General features: G+C 33.5%; 17 protein-coding genes and 1 tRNA gene. 10 read left to right on the top strand and 8 right to left on the bottom strand.

Going from position 1 to position 16,859, the window contains the following annotated elements:
• Positions 1-49 precede the first annotated feature (49 nt).
• The 3 genes from hpt to dapB form a co-directional block, all read right to left on the bottom strand.
• A complete protein-coding gene (gene hpt, locus A9G12_RS03640; protein WP_065564501.1) occupies positions 50-589 on the bottom strand; it encodes a hypoxanthine phosphoribosyltransferase in 540 nt (179 codons plus the stop codon).
• 160 nt (positions 590-749) lie between these two features.
• On the bottom strand, positions 750-1,220 hold the full coding sequence (tadA, locus tag A9G12_RS03635; protein WP_065564500.1) for a tRNA adenosine(34) deaminase TadA: 471 nt from the start codon (positions 1,218-1,220) through the stop codon (positions 750-752).
• Between the two features lie 10 nt (positions 1,221-1,230).
• Entirely contained in the window at positions 1,231-2,052 is an 822-nt protein-coding gene (dapB, locus tag A9G12_RS03630) for a 4-hydroxy-tetrahydrodipicolinate reductase (protein WP_065564499.1), read from the bottom strand.
• A gap of 137 nt (positions 2,053-2,189) precedes the next feature.
• Here dapB and A9G12_RS03625 point away from each other — a divergent pair, with 137 nt between their 5' ends.
• The gene (locus tag A9G12_RS03625; RefSeq protein WP_065564498.1) at positions 2,190-3,407 is read left to right on the top strand and encodes an MFS transporter; all 1,218 of its coding nucleotides are present in this window, start codon (positions 2,190-2,192) and stop codon (positions 3,405-3,407) included.
• A 16-nt stretch (positions 3,408-3,423) separates the two neighbouring features.
• Here the strand turns inward: A9G12_RS03625 and A9G12_RS03620 are convergent, their stop codons facing one another.
• Positions 3,424-4,035, bottom strand: coding sequence for an FKBP-type peptidyl-prolyl cis-trans isomerase (locus A9G12_RS03620; protein WP_065564497.1), 612 nt, complete (start codon positions 4,033-4,035; stop codon positions 3,424-3,426).
• 211 nt (positions 4,036-4,246) lie between these two features.
• Between A9G12_RS03620 and bamE the strand changes: the two genes are divergently transcribed.
• A complete protein-coding gene (gene bamE, locus A9G12_RS03615) occupies positions 4,247-4,696 on the top strand; it encodes an outer membrane protein assembly factor BamE (RefSeq protein WP_065564496.1) in 450 nt (149 codons plus the stop codon).
• A gap of 60 nt (positions 4,697-4,756) precedes the next feature.
• Here the strand turns inward: bamE and A9G12_RS03610 are convergent, their stop codons facing one another.
• Positions 4,757-5,149, bottom strand: a complete 393-nt coding sequence (locus tag A9G12_RS03610) for a DUF5362 family protein (protein ID WP_065564495.1) — start codon at positions 5,147-5,149, stop codon at positions 4,757-4,759.
• A 125-nt stretch (positions 5,150-5,274) separates the two neighbouring features.
• Here A9G12_RS03610 and dusA point away from each other — a divergent pair, with 125 nt between their 5' ends.
• From dusA to A9G12_RS03570, 8 genes are all read left to right on the top strand, one after another.
• Positions 5,275-6,201 carry a tRNA dihydrouridine(20/20a) synthase DusA gene (dusA, locus tag A9G12_RS03605; protein WP_081299660.1) on the top strand — a complete coding sequence of 309 codons (927 nt, stop codon included), beginning with the start codon at positions 5,275-5,277 and terminating at the stop codon, positions 6,199-6,201.
• A 105-nt stretch (positions 6,202-6,306) separates the two neighbouring features.
• On the top strand, positions 6,307-8,322 hold the full coding sequence (rep, locus tag A9G12_RS03600; protein ID WP_065564493.1) for a DNA helicase Rep: 2,016 nt from the start codon (positions 6,307-6,309) through the stop codon (positions 8,320-8,322).
• A gap of 45 nt (positions 8,323-8,367) precedes the next feature.
• Positions 8,368-9,114, top strand: coding sequence for a hypothetical protein (locus A9G12_RS03595; protein WP_065564492.1), 747 nt, complete (start codon positions 8,368-8,370; stop codon positions 9,112-9,114).
• A 265-nt stretch (positions 9,115-9,379) separates the two neighbouring features.
• Positions 9,380-9,456, top strand: a tRNA-Arg gene (locus A9G12_RS03590).
• A gap of 285 nt (positions 9,457-9,741) precedes the next feature.
• Positions 9,742-10,206 (top strand): hypothetical protein, encoded by a 465-nt coding sequence (locus tag A9G12_RS03585; RefSeq protein WP_065564491.1) that lies wholly within the window; start codon positions 9,742-9,744, stop codon positions 10,204-10,206.
• Between the two features lie 200 nt (positions 10,207-10,406).
• Positions 10,407-11,228 (top strand): hypothetical protein, encoded by an 822-nt coding sequence (locus tag A9G12_RS03580; RefSeq protein ID WP_065564490.1) that lies wholly within the window; start codon positions 10,407-10,409, stop codon positions 11,226-11,228.
• A 119-nt stretch (positions 11,229-11,347) separates the two neighbouring features.
• Positions 11,348-11,797, top strand: coding sequence for a hypothetical protein (locus A9G12_RS03575; RefSeq protein WP_065564489.1), 450 nt, complete (start codon positions 11,348-11,350; stop codon positions 11,795-11,797).
• Positions 11,798-12,041: 244 nt separating this feature from the next.
• A complete protein-coding gene (locus tag A9G12_RS03570; protein ID WP_065564488.1) occupies positions 12,042-12,317 on the top strand; it encodes a hypothetical protein in 276 nt (91 codons plus the stop codon).
• A 581-nt stretch (positions 12,318-12,898) separates the two neighbouring features.
• On the opposite strand, the gene A9G12_RS03565 is transcribed toward A9G12_RS03570, so the two are convergent.
• The 3 genes from A9G12_RS03565 to A9G12_RS03555 all read right to left on the bottom strand — a co-directional run bounded on the left by A9G12_RS03565 (position 12,899) and on the right by A9G12_RS03555 (position 16,737).
• Positions 12,899-13,186 (bottom strand): hypothetical protein, encoded by a 288-nt coding sequence (locus tag A9G12_RS03565; RefSeq protein ID WP_065564487.1) that lies wholly within the window; start codon positions 13,184-13,186, stop codon positions 12,899-12,901.
• 291 nt (positions 13,187-13,477) lie between these two features.
• Positions 13,478-15,781 (bottom strand): TonB-dependent receptor domain-containing protein, encoded by a 2,304-nt coding sequence (locus A9G12_RS03560; RefSeq protein ID WP_065564486.1) that lies wholly within the window; start codon positions 15,779-15,781, stop codon positions 13,478-13,480.
• Positions 15,782-15,885: 104 nt separating this feature from the next.
• Entirely contained in the window at positions 15,886-16,737 is an 852-nt protein-coding gene (locus tag A9G12_RS03555; protein ID WP_065564485.1) for a heme/hemin ABC transporter substrate-binding protein, read from the bottom strand.
• Positions 16,738-16,859: the final 122 nt, after the last annotated feature.

Below are 16,859 nucleotides of genomic sequence, written 5' to 3'. Positions count from 1 at the left end.
GCTGAGTTGATTGATCTATTATTGGTTTATTTTATTCGCAATTAACTGTTTAAGATTCAAGTAACTTAACTTTCCCAATATAAGGCAAATGCCGGTAATGTTGGGCATAATCAATACCATAACCGACTACAAATTCATCCGGAATTGAAAAGCCAATATATTTTACAGGTACTGAAACCTCTCGTCGAGATGGTTTATCAAGTAAGGTACAAATTTCGATACTGCGAGGATGGCGTAGTTTTAAAATGGCCATTACTTTACTTAGGGTATTGCCGGTATCGATAATGTCTTCTACGATTAAGACATCTTTGTCACGGATATCCTCGTCTAAATCTTTTAAAATTTTTACATCGCGATTACTAATAACCGCATTCCCATAACTGGATGCTGTCATAAAATCTACTTCATGACCCACCGAGATAGCACGGCTTAAGTCGGCCATAAAGATAAATGACCCTCTTAATAATCCAACTAAAATAAGCTCATTTTGACTGTGCTGATAATCTTGACTAATTTGTTGACCCAGTTGACTAACACGTTTTTGGATATCGTCCGCTGATATCATTGTAGCTAAAGTATGTTTTTTCATTAAATATGCTCTAATTAACTTTTTAAAATTAAAACAGATTTTAGCAATTTTCCCGGATAAAAAGAATAAGCTAGCTTGTTTTTTATTTAAAATTGATAGCTGTTAATTTTGATTTTTTATATTTAAACGTATAGTTTACCTGAAACATCTTTACAAGATGCTAATCCGTCAGTTTTTTCTGTAAACGCCGTTGTTTAAAAAAATCGCTCAGTAGATTACTGCATTCACCTGCCAACACACCGCCAGTAATTTCGGCGTAGTGATTAATGCCTGGATGAGCAAGAATATCTATAAATGACCCCGCAGCACCGGTTTTATAATCACTTGCACCATAGACTACTCGCTTAATGCGACTGTGAATAATGGCACCGGCACACATAATACACGGCTCGAGAGTTACATAAAGTGTTGTATTAACTAAACGATAATTGTTAATAGTTTGACCAGCCTGCTTTATAGCTATCATTTCAGCATGAGCGGATGGATTATGCTGTAAAATTGCTTGGTTAAACCCTTCACCAATAATTTGTTGGTTGTCATCAATAATTACTGCGCCAACAGGGATTTCCCCTATGGTTTCGGCGCGTTTGGCTAGCATTAATGCATGCTGCATCCAAAATTCATCGGTCATGTTGATAATATTACAAATTGTTTAAATTTAATACATCACGCATGTCATATAAACCAATAGGTTGTTTTGCTAACCATAAGGCTGCACGAACTGCGCCATTAGCAAATGTCATGCGGCTTGATGCTTTATGACTAATTTCGACTCTTTCACCAATATCAGCAAAAATTGCAGTATGCTCACCAACAATATCCCCTGCACGAATAGTAGCAAAGCCTATTGCACCTTGAGGCCTTTCACCAGTATGACCTTCACGGCAATAAACGGCACGGTCTTTAAGATCGCAATTTAAGGCTTTTGCGATGGATTCACCCATGGCTAATGCAGTACCAGATGGAGCATCAACTTTATGACGGTGATGCGCTTCAATAATTTCTATATCGGCATAATCTCCCATAATAGAAGCTGCTTTTTCCAGTAATTTAAGCACTAAATTCACGCCAACACTGAAGTTAGCTGCAAATACAATAGCAATTTTTTTAGCTGCTTCGATAATGGCTTGTTTGCCTGCATCATCAAAACCTGTAGTGCCAATTATCATCATTTTTTTATGCTGTGCACAAAATTTTAGATGGTTGAGTGTGCCTTCAGGGCGAGTAAAATCGATTAAAACATCAAACTGATCTTTTGCTTGTTCAAGATTATCGGTGACTATTATTCCACAATTGCCAACGCCAGCAAGTTCGCCAGCATCGCTACCAATTAGTGATGATCCTTGTCGTTCAAATGCGGCTCCTAAAGTGACACCTTCAATTTGTGATACTGACTGGATCAGTTGCTGCCCCATTTTGCCACCAGCGCCAGCTATAGCAATACGAATCAAGTCTGTTGACATAAATCGTTCCTTAATTTGATTAAATTAGTCATAAACTATTATTATAGCGAAAAATAAAGACCTTATATACAGAATAATTATTAAACTGTTATAGTTATGATCTTTTTATTTTTAAAAGTTGTTTATTGGATGTGGTTATGCGTTGCCCTTGGTATTTTGGTTGGAATATAGTCATAGCAGCTGCATTGTTAACATTACTCTCTAGTGGTTTACGCATGAGTATGGGAACGTTTTTTTTGCCGATTGCTAGCGATCTTCATTTTAGTCGTAGTGTTCTTTCCGGTATTATTGCTATCGGTATGCTTTTTTCCGGTATTGCTATGCCGATTGCTGGTTATTTAGTCGGTAAATATGGTACTCGTATCGTTTTATTATTAGGTGCATTTATCATAGTTATTGCAACTGTTTGGGCATCGATGTTTCGGGATTATTGGAACTTCTTATTTTCTTTTGGTATTGCCTTGTCATTTGGTACTTCTTTTGTCGGTTCTGTCAGTTTCACCCCTATTGTGGCGAGCTGGTTTACTAAAAGAAGGGGATTAGCATTATTTATTTTATCAACAGGTAGTATGGCAGGTATTGCGGTAATGTTGCCTGTGTTTGCTTATTTTATCCCGATCTATGGCTGGCAAACAACCTTAATTGCATTCGCTGTTTTACTTTTGGTTGTTGCTTTGCCGATTGCTTTTTTTATTATGAAAGATAATCCAGCCTTGATAACCAATTCAGGTTTTAATAATCAAGAAGTGTCGCCAACAACCATGGCGCCAGTAATCAACCTTAGTTATGTTTTACAAACACGTCCATTTTGGCTGTTAAGTTTTGGATTGTTTACTTGCGGATTTAGCATGAATTTATTAGGAACGCATGGTGTGCCTATGCTGATAGATCATGGCTTCGATTCAGTAACAAGTTCTTACGGGATTGGTTTAATTGGTTTGGTAGCTATCTTTAGTACTCTGGCATTAGGTTTTCTTTCGGATATTGTTCAACGTAAAAATCTTTTGACATTAATCTATTTGGTTAGAGGATTCGGATTTATTGCATTAGTTTTGGTAGTGACTAAATGGCAATTATTTACTATTACTGTTTTAGGTGGTTTAGTTTGGGCTGGAACTTTGTCATTATCCAGCGCAATCACAGCAGATATCTATGGGGTTAAAATTGTGGGATTACTTTCAGGCTTAACTTACCTTGGTCACCAAATTGGTGCTATGTCAGGATCTTGGTTAGGTGGGTGGTTGTATGATAATTTTCATACTCATTTTATTGCCTTTGGAGCAGCTAGTGTTTTGTTATTTATTGCTGCTAGTATTTCTTTTTTGCTACCGAAAAATCTAAAATCTGGACGCTAATTAGCGTCCATTATACTTATAAAACTTTTAGTAGTTCGACATCAAAAATCAGGGCGCTATATGGTGGAATGGATGCACCTGCTCCTTGGGCACCATATGCAAGTTCTTGCGGAATATATAGTCGCCATTTAGAACCTTCTGGCATAAGTTGCAATGCTTCAACCCATCCTTGAATAACGCCATTAACTGGAAATTCGGCCGGTTCACCACGTTGTACTGAACTATCAAATATTGTGCCATCGATTAATTGACCAGTGTAATGAACTTGAACATGATCAGTGGCTTTAGGTATAGCACCATCACCTGATTTAAGCACTTCATATTGCAAGCCTGATTCTGTAGATTTAATACCATCTTTTTTAAGATTACTAGCTAGAAAATCTTTACCCGCCTGCGCAATTTTTTCTGCTTGTTTAGCTTTTTCTTTAGTTGCTTGTTCGTGGACATGGCGTAACGCATCATGTAATTCTTGTAAAGGCAGAGCTGGTTGATTACCTGCTAATACGTCTGCCATTGCTAACTTTAATGCATCCAATTCTAGATTGTTTAACCCTGATTCTTTTAATTGTTGCCCAATTTGCAATCCAATAGCATAACTTGCTTTTTGATCTATAGTTTCTAATTTCATTTTTTACCTTTGGTTAATTATCAGTAATGTTTTTGATGATCTTGAGTAGTTTGGCGATAGTCGGATAAATGTCAAGTTGTAATTTGAATATATACCTGTTACTTGCTACTTTATTAGATAATTCTGGAAGAATTTGTTAATTTGTCTAGCACTTAGTTAAAATATCAGCGATAATATGACAAATTTTGTTTATAAAAATGGATTAAGTTAAATGCAGTTTCATAAATTTACCTCACTTGCAATTATAACTGGTGTTTTATTGAGTGGTTGTTCAATTGTTGATCGTTGGGTGTATCGACCCGATATCAATCAAGGTAATTATGTAACCACAGAAGCTATTGATATGTTACAAGTCGGTCAAACCAAAGATCAGGTAGTGTTTATCATGGGATCACCTATGTTAACATCGGCTTTTGGTGATAACGTCTGGTACTATGTTTTCCGTCAACAACCACAACATGATGTCGTAAGCCAAAGAACTTTTGCAGTATATTTTAATGAAATGGGAATTGTAACCGATATTAAAGCTAATGCTTTAGAAGGTTCTAAATCTTTAGAAGAAATGAATAAACAAGGTATTTCAGATCCTATTGATGATCTCAAATCAGATGAAAACAATTCAGAAAATCTGCCAGAGCAACCTAGCGAACCAACTGAATAAAAAAGAAAACCTCGTTAACTAACGAGGTTTTTATTTCCAAGTCCCGCATTAAAAATATCATTAATAACCACGATAATAAAATGAAGGTAAAAATGATACAAACAAAATAATGACGAGTAAATAGGTGACAATTAGCGCTATAAATCCGATTAATGTGAACTTCCAGTAGGAACTTAATTGGGTGATGGCATTAACTAAGTCTTCTCCTCTTTTGGCATTGGCTGTTAAGCTAAAAGCACTACCTGATTGAAATAACTTGATACCTGCAATTATCATAGGAATACCTACAATAGCCGTAATTATACCTATACAGGAAATCCCCCCTCCAATTACAAAAAGAACACCATAAATTTGCTGCATTATGGCAATGAACCGCATTCTTTTTTGCAAAAGTTCACTTAATTCAATAGAAATAGTATTGTTATGATCAAAATTGTTTTGGTTGAAATCCATTTTTATTCCTTATATTTTTATTTGTTGCGTAGTCAAAATGAGGCGGATAGAATAGCACTTTTATTATTATTGTCGAGGTGTTTTTGTTGGTTCCATCTAGGTTAAACCGTTTTTCCATAGCCCCTATGCTTGATTGGACTGATAAGCATTGTCGTTATTTTCATCGTATATTAACTAAACAAACTTTACTCTACACAGAAATGGTTACTACCGGAGCGATTTTATTTGGTAAGGGTGATTATTTAGCTTTTAATTCTAAAGAACATCCACTTAGTTTGCAATTAGGTGGTAGTGATCCCACAGCGTTAGCTCAGTGTGCAAAATTGGCGCAAGAACGCGGGTATGACGAAATAAACTTGAACATTGGCTGCCCATCGGATCGGGTACAAAATGGTATGTTTGGTGCCTGTTTAATGGCTAATGCTGAGCTGGTGGCTAAATGTGTAGCTGCCATGCAAGAGCAAGTCGATATTCCGGTTACTGTTAAGACCCGGATTGGTATTGATGACCAAGATAGTTATGCTTTTTTATGCCAATTTATTGAAACACTTATGCCGTTTACTAATACTTTTATTGTGCATGCTCGAAAGGCATGGCTTTCAGGACTTAGTCCCAAAGAAAATCGTGAAGTACCTCCGCTTGACTATGAACGCGTTTATCAACTTAAACAAGATTATCCCCATTTAACCATCGCTATTAATGGTGGTATTAAAACTATTGATGAAATTAAACAACATTTACAGTATGTTGACGGCGTAATGGTAGGGCGTGAAGCTTATCAAAATCCGATGTTACTCACTCAGATTGATTCACAAATTTTTGATTTGGATAGGACCGCGATTGATCCTATCTTAGCCATTAAGGCGCTATACCCTTATATTGAACAGCAATTGACTCATGGCGCGCTACTTAATCACATTATGCGCCATACTTTGGGGATATTTAATGGTCGTAAAGGTGCCAAACAATGGCGCCGTTATTTAAGTGAAAACGCTCATAAACAAGGTGCCGGGATAGAGGTGGTCGAACAAGCTTTGACGTTTATCAGCTAATACCTTTGCATTCGATTACCGATGTTACTATTTAGTTGCCATAATTGCACCTAAGTAGCTAATCGGTATATACTAATCAACAATTTTCCTAATGGCCTTTATTCTGTGCGTCTAAATTCTAGCCAACAACAAGCGGTTGAGTATGTTTCTGGTCCGTGCTTAGTTTTAGCCGGTGCCGGTTCGGGAAAAACTCGGGTAATCATTAATAAAATTGCTTATTTAATAAGAGTAAAAGAGTATTTACCACGGCATATTGTGGCAGTTACTTTTACTAACAAAGCTGCGCGCGAAATGAAAGAACGGATTGCCCAATCACTTACTAAACAAGAAACTAGAGGGCTTAAAATCTCAACTTTCCATACTTTAGGGTTGGATATTGTTCGGCGTGAATATAAACACCTAGGCATTAAAGCTAATTTTTCATTATTTGACGATCATGACCAATTCGCTTTACTAAAAGAGCTTACCCAGCAATGGTTAGATGGTGATAAAGATCTTATCAATCAATTGCGATCCACTATTTCTAACTGGAAGAATGATATTATTGATGCAACCATTGCTATGGCAAGAGCGCAAACCAATAAAGAAAAGTTATTTGCTCATTGTTATCAATTATATGAAAAACAATTAAAAGCCTGTAGTATTTTGGATTTTGATGATCTCATTTTGTTGCCGACGCTGTTATTAAAAACTAACGAAGAAGTACGGGAAAAATGGCAGAATAGGGTGCGTTACTTATTGGTGGATGAATATCAAGACACCAATACCAGTCAATACGAATTTATAAAATTATTAGTGGGTAATAGAGCTAAATTTACTGTCGTTGGTGATGACGATCAGTCCATTTATTCTTGGCGAGGTGCAAGGCCGCAAAATTTGGTACTACTTAAACAAGACTTCCCTAAGTTAGAGGTCATTAAGCTAGAGCAGAATTATCGATCCTCCGGGCGAATTTTAAAAGTCGCCAATATTTTAATTGAAAATAATCCACATATTTTTGCAAAAAAACTTTTTTCCGAATTAGGTTATGGCGAGGAAATAAAAGTAATTACCGCTGATAATGAAGATCATGAAGCCGAAAAAGTTGTCAATGATTTAATTGGTCATCGCTTTGCAAATAATAGCCAGTATGGGCAATATGCCATTTTATATCGAGGCAATCATCAATCGCGTTTAATCGAAAAAATGTTAATGCAGTATCGAATACCGTATCGAATTTCTGGCGGTACCTCATTTTTTTCACGCACCGAAATTAAAGATTTAATGGCTTACTTGCGACTATTAACTAACCCTGATGATGATAATGCGTTTATTCGCATTATAAACACCCCTAAACGTGAAATCGGACCGGTTACCATACAAAAACTCGGTGAATGGGCTAATCAACGCGGTGTTAGCTTATTTCAAGCAAGTCATGATATGGGGTTAACCGAATTGCTCTCGGGCAAGCGGATGGAATCGTTACAGTTATTTATTCATTGGTTTGACTCATTGATTCAACAATCTCATAGTGAACCAATGGCAGCGATCCATGAATTGTTACATGGTATTCATTACGAAAGTTGGATTTATGAAACTTCGCCATCGCCAACTGCCGGGCAAATGCGTATGCGCAATGTTGAGCAGTTAGTCAGCTGGCTTAATGATATGCTACAAGGTGATGAACTTGATGAAGAAATGACCCTAGAACAAGCCGTAGCTAGATTCACCTTGCGCGATATGTTAGAACGCAATGAATCGGAAGAAGAACTCGATCAGGTGCAGTTAATGACACTGCATGCTTCTAAAGGACTTGAATTTCCTTATGTGTATTTAGTCGGTATGTCGGAAGGATTATTACCTCACCAAACTAGTATTGACGAAGATAATATTGAAGAAGAGCGTCGTCTGGCTTATGTTGGCATTACTCGGGCACAACGTGAATTAACATTTTCATTTAGTCGCCAACGTAAACAGTTTGGAGAAACCATTCATGTTGAACCCAGCCGTTTTTTATTAGAACTGCCACAAGACGATTTAACTTGGCAAGATCAACGTAACGAACTATCACCCGAGAAAAAAATGCAACAAGGTCAAAGCCGACTCGCTATGCTCAAAGCGCAAATTGCTAGCGCAAAGTAATTGAATAGTAATTATTACAAATAATCATATAAGGAATTGTGAATTATGAAACTTATAATAGGTCTCATTTTGATTTTTACATGTTGTTTTGCTAGTGCAATAAATCAAAGTTATGAAAATACTCTTACTCAATTTTATGAATTGGCAAAAAAACTTGAGGAGAAAAAGACGTTACCAACACTTGATATGGTAGAAGGTAAAAAAATTCTTAACCAGCTAACCGACCCAATGTTATTGGTGTCATTGTCTAAAAATAAATTAAGTGAAGACATCAACATTATGGAGAATCTTAAAAATGTTTATGCTTACTATTTATCTTTTAATCCTGAAAAAAAAGCACGCTTAAGTTTAATTGATTTGACGCGAAACATAAAACAATTCGAACCCGAAATAATTTTGATAACTAGTTTTAATATAGAATATTTTTCAGCTCTATTGCCAATTATTAATGAGTTTTATGAACAATTACCAGAGGCTGAAAAAACGGATATAAGATTGAGTGGTGCTAAGCAAATGCAATTAGGTATCTTACAATCTTATACAGGTGTGTTGATGTGGGTTTCTACGCCAGATTGCTTATCAGATCATTCTAAACAACAATTAATCTCTACAATTGAAAAAACAACTAAAAATTCCGCACGTTTTTTGTCTGAAAAGAAAAAGAAAGAAATTATTTCATTAGTTGAAATAGTAGTAGCTAAACAACCAAAATATAACTCACAATTTACTAATATTATTAAAATGATAGAAGAAAGCCCTTGTGAATATTTATGTCAAGTAACTTCAGAATAAGTTCAAAAATTGCATTTACAGTGATGAAGTTTAGGTTATCTTAATTTGTAAAAAAGTTTCCAAACAAGCATACGTTTTAGTATAAAAGATTTAATATTAAAAATAGGCTATATTAACACTATAGATAATATATGTTCGGTAAGTGACTCTAAAAAATGTAAATTGATGATATTTTGTTAATCTAACCAGCCAAACCATTAAAAATCATTGACGGATCTAAATAGCTTTATATAATACTCAGCGTCTAGCTTCATTACACATCATTGTCTCCTTAGCTCAGCTGGATAGAGCAACGGCCTTCTAAGCCGTAGGTCACAGGTTCGAATCCTGTAGGGGACGCCATTTAAAACGCATATAATCAATAAGTTATTATCGCCAAGCTTAAGCCTTGATTATCTTTATCTTCATTTTGTGACCAAATTATGACTTATCCATGTTATGGTTAAAGTTTCAGTACGTCAGTTAATAATGCAAACGAACATCGTGTAACCAACTTAATAATCCTTGAACTAAACTTAATATTCTGGGTATTATTCTACGATATATTGTATACTTGGTGTTGAAAAAATAGTATAAAAAGTCAACAAGAGCTTATTGTATATAAAATAAATATTACATGGTTAGCTGATGAAAAAATTGTTTATTATTATATTATTATCTTTTTCTATCCCGTCTTTTGCTGATAAAACTGACGCAAAGGATGAATGGACTCAAAAAACTATTATAGGATTGTGGTCTATGATGGAAGCGTATGATGAAGCTAATGTTCTTGACTTAAAAGATAATGGTAAAGCAACTTTGTACTTGTTTAAATGTGATAATAAAAATAAGACATATACATCTGCTGGAGATGAAAAATATACTTACGAAATAAAAAAAGGTGAGCTTTTATTAAAAGAACTAGGCAAGAGGGATGTTTCTTATAGACTTAACATAAAAAGACCATCCATTGTTACTATGGAATTACAATATAATATGCCTAATAGTGAGCTAGATAAAATTACATTATTTTATATTAAAAATCGCGAAATTAAGCCACTTTGTACATATATTGCAAAAAATATGGTAGAACGCAATAGAACCAAAAACTAATTAACCATAAGGTTATTAATTCATCACTAAAACAATGTTTAAGCCCCACTTAGAGGCTTTTTTGCATTCAAGTTAGAATTAAACAGCTTCAAAAAGTTAAATATTTTTTAACTCATTTAGAAACCTAACCATAAAATTTAAGATCCTTTTCTAAATGATTTTTGTTATCATTAGGCATAATTCCCCTAAAGGTAATAAATATGAAAAAAATATTGTTAATTCTCTTAATTATTCCTTTTTTTATTTTTGCTACAGATAAACAAAATTTATCAGACCAAGAAATTAAAGAAAAAATTATTGGTAAATGGAATATGTATGAGTTTTTTGACCAAGCTAATATTATTACTTTCCATGATAATGGAACGGTTAGCTTCAAAGTTTATATTTGTGATAATAATGCGAAAAAAGCATTATATAATGGTGAATATATTCACCAATATAAAATAGAAAATGGAGCTATATACGTTGGTCAATTATCAATTAAAGATGGATTTGTACAAAAACTAAAAGTAAAGAGCATAGACAGCTCTGCATTAAGACTTATTTATGACATGCCGGGTTATCCTTCTGATAAAGAAGAAGTTAATTACCTGAATACTACCAATAAAGATACTTTGCCTTTTTGTAAATATAATAAAGAAAATCCTTTTAGGATTAAGGTGGATAATCAAAAACTTCAAGCCGATTTGAATTTAGTACAGGATAAAATAATAGAAAGTTTTAAAAAAATGATTCCTAAGGATTTAGATGAATATACTGTTTTACAAGATGTTTATAAAAATAATAATGAATTATTCTTTAAATTAAGTCTTAAAAAAGTTTCAAAAGATGGCTTTAATAATGAAATATTAAGAGCTTTCTTAAAAGTATCAGCAGTAAATAAATACTGCAATATGGACTCAACGCTTAAAATACTCCAACAACTAAAAATGATATTCCCAGATGGGGCATCTTATATATATTCTGTTGAAGATGAAAAGCCTTTTGTGGTTCATGTGGATGATAGTAGTTGTCAAAAATAACAAAATACATTACGAATTAATATTTAATTAGTATTCTGAGTAGAGCCACCTTCGGGTGGTTTTTTATTGCTCCCACCTTTTAAATAACATACCATTAACGAAAATTTTAGGGAGATGGTATGAAAAAGGTTTTATTAATTAGTCTGGTTAGTATCGCTTTAACTGGCTGTGGTGACGATAAAGTTACTAAAGAATACCTTGTCGGTAAATGGGATTGTAGCAACAAAGAATATGAGAGTAAGTACGATTCAAAATTAAAAGCATATACTGATTATTCTTTAAAGAGAAGCGAACAATATAAACACTCCTATAAAATCGTTGATGGTGTTCTAGTGGCACAAATAAATAACGAAGAAGCGGCTAAAACTGATATAGATAAAGTTTATAAACAACCAACCATTGAAGGTAAACGAGGTAATTGTGAATTCATAATAAATCGAAGTCTAATAAAAAATTCGAGTAATAAGTTTACTTGGGAATTGGAGATGTTTTATTCTTGTTCAAATTTAACCAGAGAAATAACAAAAACGAAAAGTAAAAATGAAAGAGTTTGCACGAGAATAGAATAATTACTTATTAGAACAAATAACAGTAATACTCGGCATACATTTGAGATAATAAAAAGGCTCAGTTTTCAACAGTCGAGAAACGATATTTTTAAGCTGATTTGGTAAAAGGTTGGTAACAAAGTTATTCTTTATTTATCGAATATAAACAAACAAATTTATCACGTTGACATAAAAATAGTTTTTATTTATTAACCGTTAAATTGTGTATAATTATCAAAAATTAATTATTGAAGGCAAATTATATATGTATAAAAAATTACTAGCTGTATTGGCCGTTAGTTTTGTATTATTCGGTTGCGGTGAAAATAAAACAAGCCTAACAGGTAAAGCTTGTTTAGGAGATAATAATAGTACGTTAATAGAAAGTTTAGGTAGTAATCAATGTAGCGCAGGCGACACTATAGCGACTAAAAATCCAGCTTATTTTTGTGATTTTTCTTATGCCGTTACTTATAATAATTTTAATTCTGCCATATGTGTATATACAGGAAAAATGGCTCAAGAGAGACTTGCAAAGTAAGCTACCATTGGGATTCTTCTATTAAAGCATGAACAATCAATAACCACTTAATCGTGGTTTTTTTGATTTAATGTATTAAGTGACAGTAATAAACCACTAGAAACCACAATAATACAAGTTAATATGATTTGAAAGCTTATTATAAAGTTAACTAGGCGGGAATGAGTAATTCTGTAATGAAGATCTAGAACATCTAAAATATAAATAATAAAACAAAAACTACCATTAATAAAAGCTAATGTAGATATGATAAGAGTAAAAGCAGAAATTATTTTTATTATAGTATTCATTTTAAAAATCCGGATTTAATTGAGTATTATCTTAATAACTTCTATTCATTAGGTTAGAACTCTGCTGGTCTGCTTTAATGAAAAATTGTTATATTTTATGATACGCTCTCAATTTTGGTTGTTTACATAGAAGCCATTATAAAAGGCTTCTTTTTATTGTAGCCATGTTTTATTATGATCTTCAATTAGTATTTTAATTTAAAGTTAGTATATCAATATAGTTATTTTTGTCTGTAATAAAAGGCGAACTGCATTCTTTTTACTATTAGTTACATGTAACTGATCTTTTATCTAATTAACTCTAGGAAAGCTATCAATATACTTAATTTTGAAATCAGGGAAGGAGTCTACAAATTTTATTTTATAATCTGGAAAACTATCAACGAACTGCCATTTCCCCGCTCTATCAGCAAAAGACTCCACTTTTTGAACATTTAAATCAGCAAACGAATCGACTACTTGAACTTTATAATCAGGAAAAGAATCAACAATTTTAATTTTTCCATATATTTTTGACACATCCACTTTTGCTACAACTATAAATGGAACAAAAATTATCAAAAACATGATTTTTTTCATGATGAACTCACTTAAGTTAACCTAATTTATACTATTGATACCTTAGTTTAGCTATAAAGTAAGGTATCAGCAATCTAAAAAATTGAATCTTTTTTGATTTAAACCACTATCAATGATTTTGAAACAGAAATAAAAAATAATCCAGAAATTATAAAGTAACTCATTGGAGATTTTTGATAACAGGCTGTTGTTGTTAGTTATTAGGGATTAGGGATATGAAATTAGAATTTTAGCACTAGATCAAAGTTAGGTTAAACCTAACTTTGATTGGTAAATATCGTTTTAACTAGATTAAAAGTCGATATCTAGACCTAATTGGAATGTTCTTCCCGGAGCTGTGAACATATTAAGGTATTTATTATCAGAAGTACTATATAATTTATGATTGCTTAGATAATCCCAATATTTTTGGTCAGTAAGATTGTAGATCCCGCCATTTAGTTTTACATTTTTGGTAATATTGATATAACCAGTTAAATCAACAATACCATGACCAGCAATTCTAAAGTAATCATCTTTAGATTCAGCAATTGGTTTACCTTCATTGCTATAAGTTTCGCGAGATGTTGCTTCGGTTTTTTTCCCTTTTTGGAAGGTTGCAGTAATAGCTACACCATAAAACTTATTCGGATCATCCCATGCTAAGCCAATAATGCTTTTCATTGGTGCAATGGAATCCATCTCAATATATTTATCACCTAAATAACTCGATTTTGATTTGCCTTGGTTATAACCAATTGCGAATCGTGCACTTAAACCGTTAACTGATTCAAACCAAGTACCAAGGTTAAATTCACTGCTTAGTTCAGCTCCATAAATATAAGCTTTATCACGATTCTCTGCTTGATAAACAATACGATTACCAATGCCTAAAAAATCTTTTTTATAGCGAGTATAAGCGATGAAGTTTTTATATTTATTATAAAAAGCTGATGATGAAAGTGTCACACCAGATACAGGTTGTCCTTTTAAACCTAATTCAAAGTTATCACTGGTTTCGGTTTTAAGATTTGAATCACCTACTAATAAAGCTATGCTACTATGAGCTAAATAAGAGCCATAAAGTTGGTTCTGGTTTGGCATTTGCGCAGCACGCTTATACTGCAAATAGGCAGTAAAATCAGGGGTAATATCATACATAAATGCCATCGAAGGCAATACTTTAAAATCGCTGTTACTATTGTATTGCTTACCTAATCGATTGCTATTAATATTCGTCACTGACATATTTTCAAGGTTACGTGGTTCTGTATTTTGGTAAACAGCTCTAACACCAGGAACTAAATAAAAATTATTACTATCATTAACATTAAAGCTTATCCGATCTTCGAAGAAGCCACCGATCTGATAACTACGACTATCGGCTTGTGGCTTACTATATGGACCATCGGGAAGAATGATGATATTTTCTGATACAACTGATGTGAAAAATGGTGAGTCATCTTCACTCCATTTACCATTTAAACCTGCACTAATGCGTTGGTTATCGTAACTTTTGATTAAAGTCGTAATAAAGTTATAAGCTTTGGTATTGTAGTTCGTTTGGGTATTAAAATTACCTCTAATTTTGTGACGGAGGTCGGTATTGTCATAGACATTAGTTCGTTGATAATTCAATTGAGTGGTTAAACTGTCAATCCAATTGATATTTGTCGGTTTCCATTGATCTTTAATTGCGAGGTTGAAACGATTGTTTTTGCTTCTTTGTTTATCTAATGATTCAACCTCTTTACCATATTTATCCCAAGTATCATAATGCGAGTTTTTGGTTTTATTATTATAATCAACTGTGGTGTTGAGTAAATGTTCATCCGTCATTTGCCAACCAAAACCAGCTAAGATTGAATTAGAGTGCCAATTTTCCGGATAGCTATTAATCGAATCCCCATGATTGCGAGTTTGTTGCCCATCTCGACGGCTTAAAACCAATATACCGTTTAGATAATCATCACCACCTGCCATGGTTATACCTTGGTGATAACTTCTATCGGCACTGTCATAGTTGTTTTGGAAACCGAAATAACTAGTTTTTCCGGGATAAAGGTAATAACTTGCGGTTTTAGTTTGAAATGATACAGATCCCCCTAAAGCATTGTTAGCGTTACTTACCGAAGTTGCGCCTGATTGAATATCAACTTTATTGTACATATAAGTATCAATATAATCTCGCCCAATACCATAAGATCCAAAACCAGCTCGACCGACACCATTCACTCGACCTTGGGCAATGGGTAACGGCATACCATCAATATCGATTGAAACACGGTTAGCATCTAAGCCACGAATATTATAACCAGTAAATCCACCACGGTCCCAACTACTTTTGCCACTGCCTGAACCTGAGATGCTTCCAGGAGCAGAGATAAGTGGTTGATAACGCATGAGGGTACCAAAATTAGTTCCACCATCACGGCGAATATCTTGTTCCGTGATTTCGGTACTTGTTCCGGCATTTTTTGTTGTTTCATGAGCGGTAACGGTAATAGTATCAATATCTTTTTCACTATTGCTTGGCTTAGTAGCGAGAGCTGGTAATACTAATGTTAAGCCTATTGCTAATGAGCTGGTATTTTTTAAAAATTTAAAATTCAACATTCTAGTCCTTTCATCAATAATGTAATAAATAACAATAGCGCTCATTTATTGCTTCAAATGATAAAAATATTATTAAAAATTATAAAAATACTTGTTCTAAAAACTTATTGAGGGTAGAAACCTTGAAAGAGTATTTTTACTGCTTCATCTACTCTTGGTCCAATGCCAAATAAATAGCTATCATCAATAATGATAATTCGATTATTTTTAAATGCCGCTGTCTCTGAGATACCAGGAATAGTATTAATTTTATCTAAACCACCTAATTCATTGATTGAATGTGTGGTTAAAATAATAGCTTCTGGATTCATAGCAATTAATGATTCTGTTGTGTAAGTTTTAACACTGTTATGGGTAGCAAGATTTTCACCACCAGCAATAGTGATTAATGCGTCTGTAGTCGTATTTTTTCCAGCAATCAAAATGCTTCCCCCCATATTCATGATGCACAACACTTTTGTTTTATGTGGTTGAGTTGCTATTTGAGTTTGGATGTTAGAAAGATTCTTTTTAATTCGATTGATTAGTTCTTGGCCTTTTTCTTGTTTATCCAATTTAACGGCAATCTTATTAATATTTTCATAAAGTAAATCAATTGTTGCAGGTACACGTTTCAACGCTAAAACAGCAACTTTTGCTTGCGTTATTTGCTGAAGAATATTATCGGTTTCAGTATCATTGAAACTAATAACTAGTGAGGGATTAAGAGATAGTATTGACTCAATGTTTAGTAATTTTAAATAACCAATTTGAGGGAGTTGTTTTACTGTTTTAGGAAATTGACTGGTGCTATCAACGCCGACAACCTGATCACCAGAACCAAGAGCAAACACAATTTCAGTAAGAGCGCCGCCGGCGATAACAATTCTCTCATTTGCATAACTGAAATTAATAAAGCTATTAATATTAAAAATGAATATGAATAATACAACATTTCCCATAAATTTCTTTTTCATTTTGTATTTTCTCATTTGAAAATTTAGAAATAGACTAACTAATATATTGAAAATGATAATCATTATCAATATATTAGTAATGATTTATGCGAAGTTTTACAAAAAAAAGGATCTACAAATAA

The sequence above is a fragment of the Gilliamella sp. wkB112 genome (assembly GCF_001690685.1).
GTDB classification, from domain to species: Bacteria; Pseudomonadota; Gammaproteobacteria; order Enterobacterales; family Orbaceae; genus Gilliamella; species Gilliamella apicola_J.
The sequence above is the reverse complement of the archived record's forward strand: the minus strand, read 5'-3'. Positions and strand labels throughout refer to the sequence as shown.

What these genes read in the sequence shown, in the direction of transcription:
- bamE (WP_065564496.1), top strand. Translation starts at nt 4,247, where the DNA reads ATGCAGTTTCATAAATTTACCTCACTTGCAATTATAACTGGTGTTTTA.
- tadA (WP_065564500.1), bottom strand. Translation starts at nt 1,220, where the DNA reads ATGACCGATGAATTTTGGATGCAGCATGCATTAATGCTAGCCAAACGC.
- A9G12_RS03580 (WP_065564490.1), top strand. Translation starts at nt 10,407, where the DNA reads ATGAAAAAAATATTGTTAATTCTCTTAATTATTCCTTTTTTTATTTTT.
- dapB (WP_065564499.1), bottom strand. Translation starts at nt 2,052, where the DNA reads ATGTCAACAGACTTGATTCGTATTGCTATAGCTGGCGCTGGTGGCAAA.
- A9G12_RS03625 (WP_065564498.1), top strand. Translation starts at nt 2,190, where the DNA reads ATGCGTTGCCCTTGGTATTTTGGTTGGAATATAGTCATAGCAGCTGCA.
- A9G12_RS03560 (WP_065564486.1), bottom strand. Translation starts at nt 15,781, where the DNA reads ATGTTGAATTTTAAATTTTTAAAAAATACCAGCTCATTAGCAATAGGC.
- A9G12_RS03570 (WP_065564488.1), top strand. Translation starts at nt 12,042, where the DNA reads ATGTATAAAAAATTACTAGCTGTATTGGCCGTTAGTTTTGTATTATTC.
- A9G12_RS03595 (WP_065564492.1), top strand. Translation starts at nt 8,368, where the DNA reads ATGAAACTTATAATAGGTCTCATTTTGATTTTTACATGTTGTTTTGCT.
- A9G12_RS03555 (WP_065564485.1), bottom strand. Translation starts at nt 16,737, where the DNA reads ATGAAAAAGAAATTTATGGGAAATGTTGTATTATTCATATTCATTTTT.
- A9G12_RS03610 (WP_065564495.1), bottom strand. Translation starts at nt 5,149, where the DNA reads ATGGATTTCAACCAAAACAATTTTGATCATAACAATACTATTTCTATT.
- A9G12_RS03575 (WP_065564489.1), top strand. Translation starts at nt 11,348, where the DNA reads ATGAAAAAGGTTTTATTAATTAGTCTGGTTAGTATCGCTTTAACTGGC.
- hpt (WP_065564501.1), bottom strand. Translation starts at nt 589, where the DNA reads ATGAAAAAACATACTTTAGCTACAATGATATCAGCGGACGATATCCAA.
- A9G12_RS03585 (WP_065564491.1), top strand. Translation starts at nt 9,742, where the DNA reads ATGAAAAAATTGTTTATTATTATATTATTATCTTTTTCTATCCCGTCT.
- A9G12_RS03565 (WP_065564487.1), bottom strand. Translation starts at nt 13,186, where the DNA reads ATGAAAAAAATCATGTTTTTGATAATTTTTGTTCCATTTATAGTTGTA.
- A9G12_RS03620 (WP_065564497.1), bottom strand. Translation starts at nt 4,035, where the DNA reads ATGAAATTAGAAACTATAGATCAAAAAGCAAGTTATGCTATTGGATTG.
- dusA (WP_081299660.1), top strand. Translation starts at nt 5,275, where the DNA reads ATGCTTGATTGGACTGATAAGCATTGTCGTTATTTTCATCGTATATTA.